Source organism: Cupriavidus pampae (assembly GCF_914271485.1).
GTDB classification, from domain to species: domain Bacteria; phylum Pseudomonadota; class Gammaproteobacteria; order Burkholderiales; family Burkholderiaceae; genus Cupriavidus; species Cupriavidus pampae.
This window is the reverse complement of record NZ_CAJZAG010000007.1, coordinates 402334-414646: the sequence shown is the minus strand read 5'-3', so window position 1 is coordinate 414646 and position 12313 is coordinate 402334. Positions and strand designations below refer to the sequence as shown.

General features: G+C 59.7%; 16 protein-coding genes. 5 read left to right on the top strand and 11 right to left on the bottom strand.

From position 1 onward, the window contains the following. Positions 1–150 precede the first annotated feature (150 nt). The 4 genes from LDO41_RS19690 (at position 151) to LDO41_RS19675 (ending at position 3007) form a co-directional block, all read left to right on the top strand. A complete protein-coding gene (locus tag LDO41_RS19690; RefSeq protein WP_223991262.1) occupies positions 151–387 on the top strand; it encodes a hypothetical protein in 237 nt (78 codons plus the stop codon). Continuing rightward, positions 384–701 carry a DUF4224 domain-containing protein gene (locus LDO41_RS19685; protein WP_223991260.1) on the top strand — a complete coding sequence of 106 codons (318 nt, stop codon included), beginning with the start codon at positions 384–386 and terminating at the stop codon, positions 699–701. The genes LDO41_RS19690 and LDO41_RS19685 overlap by 4 nt, the downstream gene beginning before the upstream one ends. Beyond that, entirely contained in the window at positions 698–1819 is a 1122-nt protein-coding gene (locus tag LDO41_RS19680) for a tyrosine-type recombinase/integrase (protein WP_223991258.1), read from the top strand. The genes LDO41_RS19685 and LDO41_RS19680 overlap by 4 nt, the downstream gene beginning before the upstream one ends. An 846-nt stretch (positions 1820–2665) precedes the next feature. Beyond that, positions 2666–3007, top strand: coding sequence for a TonB family protein (locus LDO41_RS19675; protein WP_223991256.1), 342 nt, complete (start codon positions 2666–2668; stop codon positions 3005–3007). Between the two features lie 252 nt (positions 3008–3259). Here the strand turns inward: LDO41_RS19675 and LDO41_RS19670 are convergent, their stop codons facing one another. The 3 genes from LDO41_RS19670 to LDO41_RS19660 all read right to left on the bottom strand — a co-directional run bounded on the left by LDO41_RS19670 (position 3260) and on the right by LDO41_RS19660 (position 4612). Continuing rightward, positions 3260–3730 carry a hypothetical protein gene (locus tag LDO41_RS19670; RefSeq protein ID WP_223991254.1) on the bottom strand — a complete coding sequence of 157 codons (471 nt, stop codon included), beginning with the start codon at positions 3728–3730 and terminating at the stop codon, positions 3260–3262. Beyond that, complete coding sequence (locus tag LDO41_RS34370; RefSeq protein WP_223991252.1) at positions 3727–4008, bottom strand: helix-turn-helix domain-containing protein; 282 nt, start codon at positions 4006–4008, stop codon at positions 3727–3729. Before LDO41_RS34370 ends, LDO41_RS19670 begins: the two co-directional genes overlap by 4 nt. A 151-nt stretch (positions 4009–4159) precedes the next feature. Then, the gene (locus LDO41_RS19660) at positions 4160–4612 is read right to left on the bottom strand and encodes a hypothetical protein (protein WP_223991251.1); all 453 of its coding nucleotides are present in this window, start codon (positions 4610–4612) and stop codon (positions 4160–4162) included. A 287-nt stretch (positions 4613–4899) separates the two neighbouring features. Between LDO41_RS19660 and LDO41_RS19655 the strand changes: the two genes are divergently transcribed. Then, positions 4900–5163, top strand: coding sequence for a hypothetical protein (locus LDO41_RS19655; protein WP_223991249.1), 264 nt, complete (start codon positions 4900–4902; stop codon positions 5161–5163). A 320-nt stretch (positions 5164–5483) separates the two neighbouring features. On the opposite strand, the gene LDO41_RS19650 is transcribed toward LDO41_RS19655, so the two are convergent. The 8 genes from LDO41_RS19650 to LDO41_RS19615 form a co-directional block, all read right to left on the bottom strand. Beyond that, complete coding sequence (locus tag LDO41_RS19650; protein WP_223991247.1) at positions 5484–5789, bottom strand: hypothetical protein; 306 nt, start codon at positions 5787–5789, stop codon at positions 5484–5486. Next, a complete protein-coding gene (locus LDO41_RS19645) occupies positions 5786–6211 on the bottom strand; it encodes a lysozyme family protein (RefSeq protein ID WP_223991245.1) in 426 nt (141 codons plus the stop codon). Before LDO41_RS19645 ends, LDO41_RS19650 begins: the two co-directional genes overlap by 4 nt. Then, positions 6204–6482, bottom strand: coding sequence for a DUF7940 domain-containing protein (locus LDO41_RS19640; RefSeq protein ID WP_223991242.1), 279 nt, complete (start codon positions 6480–6482; stop codon positions 6204–6206). Before LDO41_RS19640 ends, LDO41_RS19645 begins: the two co-directional genes overlap by 8 nt. Next, positions 6479–6841 carry a hypothetical protein gene (locus tag LDO41_RS19635; protein ID WP_223991240.1) on the bottom strand — a complete coding sequence of 121 codons (363 nt, stop codon included), beginning with the start codon at positions 6839–6841 and terminating at the stop codon, positions 6479–6481. The genes LDO41_RS19640 and LDO41_RS19635 overlap by 4 nt, the downstream gene beginning before the upstream one ends. 36 nt (positions 6842–6877) lie before the next feature. Beyond that, positions 6878–7537: a hypothetical protein gene (locus tag LDO41_RS19630; protein WP_223991238.1), complete on the bottom strand. Its 660-nt coding sequence runs from the start codon at positions 7535–7537 to the stop codon at positions 6878–6880. A gap of 286 nt (positions 7538–7823) precedes the next feature. After that, on the bottom strand, positions 7824–10982 hold the full coding sequence (locus LDO41_RS19625) for a host specificity protein J (RefSeq protein ID WP_223991236.1): 3159 nt from the start codon (positions 10980–10982) through the stop codon (positions 7824–7826). Between the two features lie 60 nt (positions 10983–11042). Beyond that, a complete protein-coding gene (locus LDO41_RS19620; protein WP_223991234.1) occupies positions 11043–11612 on the bottom strand; it encodes a tail assembly protein in 570 nt (189 codons plus the stop codon). After that, positions 11609–12313, bottom strand: coding sequence for a C40 family peptidase (locus LDO41_RS19615; RefSeq protein WP_223991232.1), 705 nt, complete (start codon positions 12311–12313; stop codon positions 11609–11611). The genes LDO41_RS19620 and LDO41_RS19615 overlap by 4 nt, the downstream gene beginning before the upstream one ends.

Here is a 12313-nt window from a genome sequence, read left to right as displayed (position 1 = left end):
ACCGCCCCACTGGGCGGTTTTTTTTCGCAGCCGCCTATCGAAATAGCATAGCTATTAAAACATACTATGGCACACAAACTAGCCTAGCTATTGAACTGAATTAATAGCCTGGCTAGTATTTCTCCATCAACACAACGATGGAGCCGCGACATGAGCGCACCCGCCGAACCGAACTACGGCACAAACACCGAGAAGTCCTTCCTCGACCAACTCGCAGGAAGCCCGAACGCCGTCCCTCTTCTTTCGAACTATCTCCGGGCTGTTGAGAAGCGCGCAGTCTGGGGCGCCATCGACAAGAACGTCGTCGTCGAATACGCCCGCGTTCTCCATTGCAACGCGCTCGCGAAGGTCGACGCGATGCGACAGGTGGAACAGGAGCTCGGATGACCTCAAAGAAGTGCCCGCTATCTGCAACAGCTGCACGCATTATCGAAACGACCCGGCGACTCTGGAAGCTACAGATGGACAACCGATTATTGAGCGAACAGGACCTGAAGGACGTCACCGGCCTGAAGCGGCACAGTCTGCAGATACGATGGTTCGAGCAGCATTTCGGCGTCAGGCCGGTCCAGCGCGCGGACGGCCGGATCATCATGAGCTGGTCCGCGTTCGAAGGGCTGCAGGCCAAGCGCGCCGGCGTGCTGCCGGGCGCGGCGACGAGCGCGCGCACGCCGCTGGTGCCGATCAGGAAGGCGGCATGAATGCACGTCGCCGCCTGAAGGCTGATGGGTTGCCAAGCCGCGTGTATGTCCGCTCGGGCAGCTACCACTGGGTGCGCAACACCGACGAGAAGTGGATCAAGCTCTGCCGTGTGGATGAAGGACAGACGCGCATGTACGAGCGACTCGCCGAGGAAAAGCGGAAGCTCGAGATCGATGCCGATGAGGCCAGCATGTCGCGCCTGGTCGCGGTGTACATGAACCAGAACGACAAGCACTATGCCGACTCGTATCGCGTCGAGTGGCGGCGCCGCGGTGAGGACATACGCAAGGCGTTCAAGCTGAAGGCAATCGAGGAGGTGGACCCAGGTACGGTCGAGGAATTTCTCATCGGCAACTGGGCCGACAAGCTGCCCACCCAGACAGCCATGAAGGGATGGCTGTCGAAATTCTTCAGCTGGGCGGTACTGCGCCGCTACGTCGCACTGAACCCGTGCCGTGAGGTCGCGCTCAAGAAACCGAAAACGCGCAAGGTGTACATCCCGCATGCGCACTTCCTCGCGATCCGCGATGCGCTGGCTATCTACCGCTACGAGAAGTCAGTCGGCGGAGCGCGGCGCACGTTCGCGGCGAAGGTGCCCACCGGCCCCGAAATGCAGGTATTCGTCGACCTCTGCTATCTCACGTGCCAGCGTTCCACTGACATCCGGCAACTGCGCTGGTCCCAAGTCGATCGCGCTGCGTGCGTAATCCATTTCGTGCCGAGCAAGACCGCCGACAGCAGCGGCGAGGCGGTGGACTGGCCGATCACGCCGGAGATCGAAGACGTGCTGCGGCGCGCCAGGGAACTGCAACGAGACATCAACATCCGCTCGCTCACCGAAGACTTTGTGGTGACGGATCGTAACGGCAAGGTGAAGACGGCCGCGGCGTGCCGCGATGCCTGGCGTGACGCAATGGCGCGCGCGCAACTCGATGGGAAGGGGTACACGGTGAAGGACATCCGTGCGAAAGCGCTCACCGATGCGAAGAAGGCGGGGTACAACATCGAGGCGCTGCAGATCGCTGGCGCGCACACTGATCGGGCGACGACAGAGGGCTACATCAAGCAGCGCGAGGTGCCGGTCTCCACGGTCCGACTGCAACTGCCAGCGGCGTGATATTGGATGTCATCCAAGAAACGGGGTATGCGCGCTACCCTGCGACACAAATGAAAAACCCGCTTGGCTTTACGCCAAGCGGGTCTAATCTGGTCGGGGCGAGAGGATTTGAACCTCCGACCACCTGCACCCCATGTCTCAATGTTTGTCAGCAGGATCAAAGACTTGAGACGATTCCTCTAACTTGCTGCTCAATTATTGAGCACCAAACCATGCCGCTCTCCGGGAGATTTCATGGGCAAGTTAGACAGTCTCGGGGCATCAGAAGCTAAGAATCACAATCTCAGGCATCAAGCCTTGTGCAAAGCCAGTTTCCGGGCGATCCGTGGGAATATCGGGCGCTCGAAAAATCCAACAATTTCGGAGCTTCTTGAGCCGTATTCCCACGAGATCGGGGCCTACTTGCCTTTCGAGGGCGGGTTGTTACCCCGACCTCCTCCCGATGGATTTCCAGTCCGGCTTGGCCAGTTTGGGTTGGCCGGAGCGGACGGTTCCTGCCCTAGGTGTTCGGCAGTCATGGCTATCTCCTCAGACGTTGCGCGCCTCAAGCATAGTCAACCGAGAAGCCGGCCACCCATCTCCATTCGAGAAACTCACGCGAAGACTTAATAGGCTATTAACCTCTCCGTTCACCTTCGTTAAAACCTTGATTCTAAAAGGAATGACGAAGTGAAATCTCCCTATTAGATCCCAAACCCATCCTCTGTAAGTGCCTGATTCGTAAGGGCCGCACTTACCCCTATAGGACAGATCGCGGCCCCTTCTCGGCGGCCTCAACCCCTCTATGTCGGGGTGCACATCTGTGCCCGCTTGACCGATCCTCCATGCACACAAAAGGACAAAACCATGAAAAAAACGGGTCTGGTATTTGTCGCCATAATTGGCACTTCTCTTGGTCTTTCCGCCGCTCACGGCGCTGAGGCGCGCTGTACTTTGGGCGCCATCGAGTACCCAGCCTTCGCCAAGAAGATCCACTACAAAGGCACGGCTGTCGTGGCGATCGCCGTCGCAGAAGATGGCAGTGTGAGTACCGCGACCTTGCGCACGTCTTCTGGCATGAAAGACCTCGACGATACCGCGATCGAGGCGGCCCGCAACGCTCGCTGCAATCCGGGTAGCCCTCAGATCCTGACGCAGCGCATCGATTTCAAGATCGTGCCGCCGGAACCCCGCAACTCGTATAACTGAATTAGATCACCGCACTGAGGTTAGCTATCCACTGCCGCTGCTGTGCCACGCTGCACCGTCGAGCGGCCGGCGATCGCATCTTCGATGAGGTGGCAATAGATACGGCCGCCGGCACGACGTGCGCATCAGGTGAGCCGGACACGCTCATTCGGGCTTCGATTGTCAGATTGTGCCGCCATCCCACCTTGAAAAAACATACAGCGGAATGTGGTTGCTCCAGAGTGCCGATTGCAAGTGCACCGACGCGGAGCGCTAGGCGCCCGAAGATGCAGTAGATGCTGGATCCGTTATTTTGACTCGCAACTTCGCAGCGCGATAGGTGACACCGTCGGCGATCACCAGCATGTCCAGCACATGATTCTTTTCGATCATGTACGGAGCTAAAACCACGTTCATATTTATGACCACGACTCGTATCGGATCATCTGGATCGTTCTTCGCCACTGCTGCCGCGATGATTTGCTGGATCTCTGCCGGAGGCACCACGATGTCTTGCAACGTTTCATCCCCACGTTTCAACGTGAGCTGAAGCGAACGAATAGGCTCGTTCACAGGTACGTCCATATAGGCCGCGACACATAGCTTCGGGATCCCCCATGGCAAGCCCCCAGGCGTCTCTTGACGAGAGATATGCATCTCGCCGGTATAAAGGCCCATCAAGGAGATCTTATTGCCGACTTCGGCGCGAATGTCGTCGCAAAAAAAACCGTAAGCGTGTCTCATCGCGATGACCCACGTGTAGTGAGGGCGGGCGCGGTATAGCCTGGCAGTAGCGGCTCGATTTGGTCCAATCCAACGTTTAGAGCCCTAGCTAAGCGCTTCGCAGTTTCGAAGTACAAACGAACTTGACCTGCCTCTATCTTGGCAATATGCGATTGACTTGTTTCCATGGCCGCTGCGAGCTGCTGTTGGGAAAGGCCCCGAGCCAAGCGAAGTTTCGAAACTGAATCGACATCGGGCCCGAACGCCTCGCTAACAAGTTGTCGCCGCGCGCCTTCCATGCGAGCACGATAATCTCGATCCCGTGTCTCTCTATGGGTCGCTTCCACCCCCCGCGGTAGCCGTCCCGTGCGGGGCGAGCGATGCGGCACATCTGGGCTAACAAGGACAGTCACACCGGACGGCGACTGCGTGGTCGCGTGGACATGCTCGTCAGCCCAGACGGATCCGGGGGATGCCGAGGTCGTCGTATTCATCGCAGACACGGTGCGATAAAGGATGATCTGGCTCATAGTCGTAGGAATCAGGGTCGATTGCTGCGGGTGCATCGTGAGGCTTTTTCCTGACCACCGCAAGCACGTAAAAATCGTCGTTTTGCGCGTCAAACGCCACAATTACTCGATATTGCGATAGCAACCTTAACGGTCGAATGCGGGAGACATTGAACCCTCGCTGCTGAAAGCACTCGATGACCTTGACGCTAAAAAGTGGGTCGGGATGCTCACCCGCACGCTGAGAAAGGCTCCAAATCGCTTCCCGGCTCTCCGCGATCTGCGTTAGGAAAACGTCCAAGAGATCCCCATCGGCAAGTGAGACCTGCCTGATGCGGTCCAGATCCTCCTGTACGTTGTCCCCATCGTATAGGTTGAGCACTATATCACGCAAGATATAAAGTTGACTCGGGCGAATTCAAGTGTGCGATTTACCGCATGAAGCTGAGCGATCGTAACACACGTGCAACACTCGAAAGTCACCTCGCGCCCTCGCCCGTACGTGAATATTAAAGCACTTTTCGTCAGGCCGCTAACCTAATACGCCGAGTCCCTACTGCTGCATCGTCTCACCCCTCGGTCACCCTCGATGTCCGTAAGGGTTTACGCCGGGGATTCCTTGAAATTTTTACTTTGGCACGTACTCTAGGGTTGCCAATTTCGGCAAATCTATCGGAGTTGATGATGGCTCTTAAGACGGGCGAATGGTCGGGGAAGGACAACAAACACTACCGGGGTCACCTGGATCGCATTTTTGTGTCGACGACCGAAGAATGGGAAGTCGAGTACTTTATCGACCACTACCTCAAGACGCACAACTACAACAACAGTCAGCAAAGCCGCGAAGTAATCCTTCAAGGGATTGCCGACTACCCCGGACGCAAACCCATCCTGCGCGAGCAACTCACCGCCTTTCTGGAAAAGAAGTGGCCCGGCGGGAAGTGAATAAGTTCGGTATCTAGCGCGTCCAAGCCTTGACGGTCTTCCGGTGCGTCCCACCACCCTTCTTGCACGGCGTCATAGTAGGCGGCGGCCGACGCATCCGGAATTCAACATGGCGCGGCCGCTTCTATCGCCTTCAGATGCCGGTCGCCTACTTTCCCCGCGGCTTCCACCCGCACTGACGCTCCCCGGCCACGTTGTTAGCCAAAATATCGTCGGCCGTCTCATTCGTCAGGACATCCGCCTTGCTGATATAGACTGGTTTGAACGTCTGGCAGCCCGTGTCAATGACGCGGGTGCGCGTGACGATCTGCGGCTGCGGCTCAATCGCGGGACCAGTCGTTGCGCAGGCGGTCAGCAGACTCGCCAGCAGGGCCGGCAGCAATCTCGTTCTCGACATTCGTTCGCTCCTTGACGGCATTGACCTGCGCGCGCGCGGCCGTTGCATCCGCCTCCCCTTCGGTTCTCTCGATTTGCGCGACCTTGGCATCGGCCTCGGCCTCGCGCTGAGCGGCTTTCGCCGTGGCGGTGCTGGCCTGCTGGTGTCGGAAGGCCGCGAATACGACGCCTGCAACACCGAGGAGCCACGGCCCGAATTTCAGCAGCGCCGCAATGATCGTCGCAGTCATGCTTCTTCTCCGGTGGCCATCATCGCGGCGAGTCGCTTCGCGCGCGCGCCGACCTGATTCGCCCAGAGACTGTCCAACATCTCCGAATAAGCCGTTGGATAGTCGCCCGCCTTGGCAGCCGCGAGGAACTTCCGAAATCCCAGCAGCTTGCCCTCCATGTTGAACGCCATGTTGAGCATCACGCGCTGCCGCACCGCATCCAGCTGGCGCCACCACGACAGATTGCGATCGAGCCAAGCCTCCGCCGCGGCCACGTCATTCCGATACATGAGGTCAATTTCGTCGGCGCGGAACCCCTTGTCGGTTAGGTTTCGGCCGATACCGCCACTGATCTTGCCCACGGTGTCGGTATAGATGCGCTCGCGGCGCCCTTCATCGGTCGTCAGCTCAGCCTTGAGCTTCACTGCATCGTAGCTAGGCATCTTCGCCCCCTTTCTTGCGGAACAGGCGGCGGAATGCTTCGAGGACTGCCGCTTGGCTAATGACTCGGGCCAGCACGGCCAGTGCCGCACCGACGATTGGCACCCACTGCGCACCATGCTTCGGGAACAGTGCCAGCAGACCGGGCGCAAAGTTTGGCCACTGGTCGGAGATAGCCGGCACCGCGGCAAGCACCACAATGCCCACGACGCCGATCTTGGGCGACCACCACTCCTTGATCTCCGCCCACGGGGCGGCGAGGAACTGCTTCATCGCGTCCACCTCTTGATGTCGGTCCGCGCACCGGCGGCGTTGTCCATGAGGTAGCGACGAATGTCCTTCACGTCGTTGCTGACCCCGCTCAGTTGCTCTTTTACGTCCGCGCTGATGTTGCGCATTTGCTGCGAGGTGTCGTCGCGCGTCTGCCTGATGTCTGTTTCCACCCGTTGGAAGTGCCGCTCGTGCTCACTGTCCTTTTGCTCGAGCGAGGCCACTCGGCCGACGATGCCGAAGTAGGCGACCGTCAACGCCACACCACCACCTATCAGACTGCCCATCAGGGCCTGCAGGTTGATGGTCGTATCGATCCATCGCGGCTTTTTCTCCGCGCTCGTCGTCGTGTTGTCTGCCATGGATTCCCCGAATAAAGAAAGCCCGCGCGATGCGGGCTACAGGTTGGTGACGTCAATGAAAATGACCGATGAGGGAGATTGGCCCGACCCCACCTGAATCGATCCCGGTGGCACCTGGTAAGAGACCGTAGGAATCCGAGCACATTGGCAAATGCCACCGTTCATATAAAACGAGTACGCCCACGGGTACTGGGGCGCTCCGCCAGCAGGCTGGTTGACCTGCAACAGGAACCAGCCCGGGTCAGAGAAGGCGGCCGCAACAGTAAATCCGCTCGGGGCGGCGACGTTGGTATCAGAGAAGCCGTCTGCCAACGCGACGGCGTCGAGGACGCGCAGATATTTGTAGGCCGCGTCGAAGGTGACCTCTCCTAACGCATTGCGCAGGCGGATCGTGTACGGTTCCGAACTGGGCCCGGGGATCGTGTCGAAGACGTAGTAAGCGCACTGAGTGACCCCACTCTGCATCCCGATCGTGAACGTCCACGTGTTGCCGCTATTGGTCACGCTCTGCACGCAGCAGTAACCTTGTGTCGGCCTCAGGAATAACAGCGGACTGCGTCCAGTCACTGTCACCGTCGCGAGGCTGTACGATCCGCCACCGCTGGTGACCACCCCCTTAGACATGAACGCCAGATTGCAATAGTCGTCGCCAATCTGGATCGTGTTGTAGTCGCCCCTAATGCGGATGATCGTCACTTGACCCCCAAGAAGATTCTCGTGACGCCGTTGCCCGTGTTACCAGCTCCGGAGTATGTCCAGGTGATCGTCGTGCCCGATACCGTTATGCGCGGCGTACGAAGGCCGGCGAGTGGCCCTCCTCCGATGGGTAGCGCCCGGAAGAACGGCTCGTTCTCAGCCCACGCCGGAACGACCATGGAGCCATTTGACGAAACATCAACGTATCCAATGGTTCGGCCCATCCTATAGGCGCCGTCGAACAGCACGTTCCCTGCTGCGTCGCGCAGGCGGCATGTCCACGTCATCAGACGTTCCCTGCTTCAAAGCGCGCGATGCCACTCGGATCGATGAACTTCAGATACTGCGACGTCAGGAGCATCCGCCCCCCGCCGGCCACACCGTTGATTTCAAACGTGCCGGCCTTATCGATGCGCCACCCCGACACGCCGGCGACATAGTTGTTCGATTGGATGAAGTCACCAATCATCGCGTTCGTGATCCAGCCTGACCCGATCAATGCCTGGGCAATAAAGGTCTGCCCGCCTTGGATGACGAATGGCGTCGATACCACGCCGTTGGCCACATTGAGCAGCGCGAAGCGATCCGCCTGAAACAGAATTTGAGACTGGGCGACGCCCGACTCGTTGCTCACGCCGATTGCCATGCCCGCGCCGTAGTACTTGCCGTCTTGAGTCAGCCCCACCTTGATGGTGTATGCAGCGGAAATCTTGCCGTCGAGCGCGACCATCGCGGAGGCGGTGGTCTGTACTAGCGCCGTGTTTTCCCCGATCTGCGCCTGCAGCGTGGTCTGCTGTTGTGCCAGTGCGAGGTCGGCTTCCTGCTGCAGCGATTGGATCGAAACGATGCCAGCAAAGATTTGTACCGATCCAGCAAACTCCTCCGTGCTTCCAGCGAAGGGCGGAGCGACCGATTCAATCTGCGAAAGCAGCCCCTGCGCGAGCTCGGTCTTGCCGATCTTCCCGCTCAGGTACTCGAGGATCTCATCGGCGTCCGCGCTGGATTGACCTTGCACGCCGATGCCCGCTGGGTACCACGCGCCGATGTTTCCGCTCTTGTCGACCAGCCGTGCCCAGAAAAAGAAAGTCGTGCCAGCCGCGAGCCCCATCAGGGTGTGGGTGTTCTGCGGAAACGCGAAGTCGGCGAGCTTGATCGCATCGAACAAGCTGGTGGTCTGGCTGTACCAGATCTCCGTGCGCTCGACATCAAGGGGCCCGTCATTCGGGAAGCCCCAATCCAGCCGGATTGCGAACACCAAACCTGTGGCCACTAGGGACGTCACGACCGGCGGAGGAGAGGTCTTCCCGGCCAATACAGTCTCCACCGAGTAAGCAGGGATGGACGGCACGTCGATAGCGTTAATGGCGCGCACGCGAGCGAGATAGGTGCCGGCGTATATGTTCGGCACCTCGATGCTCAGCGAACCAGTCCTGCCAGCGCGCACCCACTCGCTGTTGTCGCGCCGCCATTCAACCTCGTATGCCACCGCGCTGGCCACCGCAGGCCAAGAGATCGTCATGGTCGTCGACGCGATGCCTTGTGCGATGACCGAAAAAGATCCGATCAGCACCTCCGCCGGCGGCGGCTGAACCGATGGCGGGATCACCGTCACGGGTCGAGGCTCAATGCGCGTACCGCTGTCAATGAACCCGTATTTCCCAGGCTCATGCCGCAGCGCGGCTACGTCTCGTGTGATGCCCTCTTTCTCGGTGATCGATAGGATGCGGAAGAGCTGGGTCTTGAGCTCGCTGCTCTCAACCGCCCACACGGATTCAGGCTCGGGCACAGCTGTCCAATCCGCTGTCATGGTCACGGTGTCGCCGACAACGGTCTGGATCGTGCGCGTTTGTGCCTCACCAGTGGGCAGAATGACTGTCAGCGTATTGCCCGCCGCTACCTGGTCCGCCTTGTCGAGCACCACCGTGCGCCCCGCCGCGCTGCGAATGCGGCCGCCCAGGCGCCGTCCCGCGCGCGTGGGGTCCGCCACTCTGATCACCGCCCCAGGGGCAGCCAAGGTAGCATCCAATCCGACAGAGAAACTCACGACCTCGGTTTCCAGCCGGCTAGTCAGCAGGATCCACCGGCCCATGCGCTGGGCCTGTCCCTGAGATGTGCAGCCGAACGCCGTGGCCTCTGTCTGCCTGACACCATAGAGTGCGATGCCTTCGTCGTCAGACACGTACTCGACCTTCGCGCGATACGCGTCGGCCGGGTCGTTCCACGAGACGAGGGCGACAGTCTTCCGAGCCTTCAGGCCACTGCCCTGATAGCTGAACTTCCCGTCGATAACGTTCGCCGCAGTGAACGTATAGACGGGGTCCGACGGCATATCGCAAGCCGCCACCACATTGCCCGACGCCCAGTAGGACATGCCACGGAACACGGAGGCAAGGTCCTGAAGCACCTTGTACGCGTCTGCGCGGCTCTGGAGGTAGCAGTTGCACGTGAAGCGCGGCTCCATCCCGCCCCTACCGTCTTCGACAAACTCATCGCAGTACTGGGCGATCTGGTACAGCGACCACTTATCGACCATCGCTGCGTTCACTCGATCGCCCAGCCCATAGCGCGGATGTAGCGCCAGGTCATAGAAAATCCACGCTGGGCAATCCGTCCACGCCATCTTGAACGTACCGTCCCACACACCCGCGTAGTTGCGGGTCAGCGGGTCGTAGTTCGACGGAACTCGAATAATGCGACCGCGCATGTCGAAAGCGCGGCTGGGAATGTTATTGAACTGCCGGGCGTCGATCTGCAGGCCAACGATGGCGCTGTTCGGATACCTGAGCTTTCCATCAATGACGTCGGTGATCGATTGGATGATCGTGGTGTCGGCGATCGTCTGGCTATTGGCGTTGGGGGTAAGGCGGCGCACTCGAACCGACCAACCCTGCGCAGCCGGAGGCAGATCGACGCGATGGCTGCGCGCGTACTCGTTGGTCGTCTTACCGTCGAAAGCCGCGCTCACCACAGTGACGTAGCTGCTGCCGTCCGTGGATAGGTCGATCGCATAGTCGATGCGATAGCCGCCGATGTCCCCGTTCGACGTATTCGCCTTCGACAAGGCGGGCACGGCCAGCCGGATGCGAACTGCAGAGAGTTGGCTGTTGTTGATCGCGTGGACCCATGGATTCGCAGTCGTCAGCGTCACGCCTACAGCCTGCTCGTTTTCGACCGAAGGGAATCCGGGTATGTAGTCCTGGTCCTGTGTGCCGGTCCGATGCGCCAGCGATACATTCATGAAGTTCTGAGATCCATCAGGATTCAGAATCGGTGTTCCGTCTAGCAGGACGCTTTGTAGCCCGTTGACGAGCCCACTAATCTCGCCCTCAGATACGAGGTCCAATACGCGCGCGTAGGCAATCGAGTGCAAGCTGTCGGGGCTTTCGACGGGCGTGCTGCCCCCGCCTCCGTCCTTGCCACCGCCATAACCGATGATGTCGCGCATCTGCTGCACCAAAGAAAAAGCCCCGCTTACGCAGGGCCGTGGGATTAGAAATGAGGGGCGCTAGACCTGATCTTCAGCGTAGATGCCCGCCGAGATGACCGCGCTGCCGACGATCATCCGACCATAGAGCAACGGCACCGGATTACCCTGAGCCGATGTGTTGATTGGGCCGTTGAAGTTGTAGCTTGCCCCATTGCTGGGGCTATCGCGCGACGACAGGGTATTCGTGACGGGAGACAGCATCTGGATGACGCCGCCAAGCGCCATCGCACCACCCATGTACGCGAGGTTGTATTGCTGGGTGATAACACCGACCACGATCAGAGCGACACCGACGATGATCTGAAATATGCCGGCGCGCTTCGATCCCTGCAGCACGGGGGCGATGCGAATATCTTCGCGGCCGGGCGGGAGATCGAGCTGATCCTTTCCGATGTTCTCCCTGCCGATGAAGACAGCATAGGCCACACCACGTTCAGAGCTGCTGGCAAGCTCCTGGCGGAAGCCCGGAAGGAGTACGCCTAGCGCGCGCACGGCCTCTGCTGCGCTCGAGACAGCTAGCCGGTGCACTCGTCCAAATCGAGCACCCAGCCTCCCATACAGGCGAATCGTACGGATCTTCTCTTTCATCCCCGATACCTCAACACGCACCGCGTAATCTCCTGCCAGTAGCCGCCGTACACGTCGCGGGTCGAAAGCCGACCGTGCACGTGGTGCAGCATCTGGCCGTTCCCGATGTAGATTCCCGCGTGGTTGACCACCTCCGATCGCAGCTGCATCAGGATCACGTCACCAACCTGCTCGGGCAGATCCTGCGAGACCACCGCGAACCCAGCCTCGCCATAGTGCTGCATGTAGAGGTCCTCGCCGCTTTTCCACCAGTCATCGCGCCGCGAGAAGTCCTTCAAATCGATACCCCTCTCGCGCCGGTACCAGTCGCGTACGAGCGAGTAGCAGTCGAGCACTCCATGCGCGAATCGCCTCCCAACCAGCGGAGCCTCGTACCCGCTCGGCTCGATCGTACGCAGGTCATCCGCCGGCCAGGACAAGATATGCCACGGCAACCCAGAGGCCTCGCATGCGACCAGGTCAGCCTGACTGGCCTCCGCGGGAAAGTCCGGATGGCTATGCACTACCGCAATTACTTCGCCCATATCCTCTGCGGCCGCGTAGTCTGCCGCCGGCAATACGAAATGCTCGCTGCCGACGGCCACGTTCCGGCACGGAACGTAGCGCTCTCGGCCCTTGACCACAACTATCAACCCACAGGCTTCGCGCGGATAGTCAGCCGTCGCATGTTCCCGGATCGCCCTCAGCGTCTCGCTTTCCAT

Excerpts from the sequence above, each read along its gene's own strand:
- LDO41_RS19640 (WP_223991242.1), bottom strand. The coding sequence starts at position 6,482 with ATGAAGCAGTTCCTCGCCGCCCCGTGGGCGGAGATCAAGGAGTGGTGG.
- LDO41_RS19620 (WP_223991234.1), bottom strand. The coding sequence starts at position 11,612 with ATGAAAGAGAAGATCCGTACGATTCGCCTGTATGGGAGGCTGGGTGCT.
- LDO41_RS19650 (WP_223991247.1), bottom strand. The coding sequence starts at position 5,789 with ATGACTGCGACGATCATTGCGGCGCTGCTGAAATTCGGGCCGTGGCTC.
- LDO41_RS19685 (WP_223991260.1), top strand. The coding sequence starts at position 384 with ATGACCTCAAAGAAGTGCCCGCTATCTGCAACAGCTGCACGCATTATC.
- LDO41_RS19675 (WP_223991256.1), top strand. The coding sequence starts at position 2,666 with ATGAAAAAAACGGGTCTGGTATTTGTCGCCATAATTGGCACTTCTCTT.
- LDO41_RS19615 (WP_223991232.1), bottom strand. The coding sequence starts at position 12,313 with ATGGAAAGCGAGACGCTGAGGGCGATCCGGGAACATGCGACGGCTGAC.
- LDO41_RS19670 (WP_223991254.1), bottom strand. The coding sequence starts at position 3,730 with ATGAGACACGCTTACGGTTTTTTTTGCGACGACATTCGCGCCGAAGTC.
- LDO41_RS34370 (WP_223991252.1), bottom strand. The coding sequence starts at position 4,008 with ATGGAAGGCGCGCGGCGACAACTTGTTAGCGAGGCGTTCGGGCCCGAT.
- LDO41_RS19635 (WP_223991240.1), bottom strand. The coding sequence starts at position 6,841 with ATGGCAGACAACACGACGACGAGCGCGGAGAAAAAGCCGCGATGGATC.
- LDO41_RS19690 (WP_223991262.1), top strand. The coding sequence starts at position 151 with ATGAGCGCACCCGCCGAACCGAACTACGGCACAAACACCGAGAAGTCC.
- LDO41_RS19655 (WP_223991249.1), top strand. The coding sequence starts at position 4,900 with ATGATGGCTCTTAAGACGGGCGAATGGTCGGGGAAGGACAACAAACAC.
- LDO41_RS19680 (WP_223991258.1), top strand. The coding sequence starts at position 698 with ATGAATGCACGTCGCCGCCTGAAGGCTGATGGGTTGCCAAGCCGCGTG.
- LDO41_RS19625 (WP_223991236.1), bottom strand. The coding sequence starts at position 10,982 with ATGCGCGACATCATCGGTTATGGCGGTGGCAAGGACGGAGGCGGGGGC.
- LDO41_RS19645 (WP_223991245.1), bottom strand. The coding sequence starts at position 6,211 with ATGCCTAGCTACGATGCAGTGAAGCTCAAGGCTGAGCTGACGACCGAT.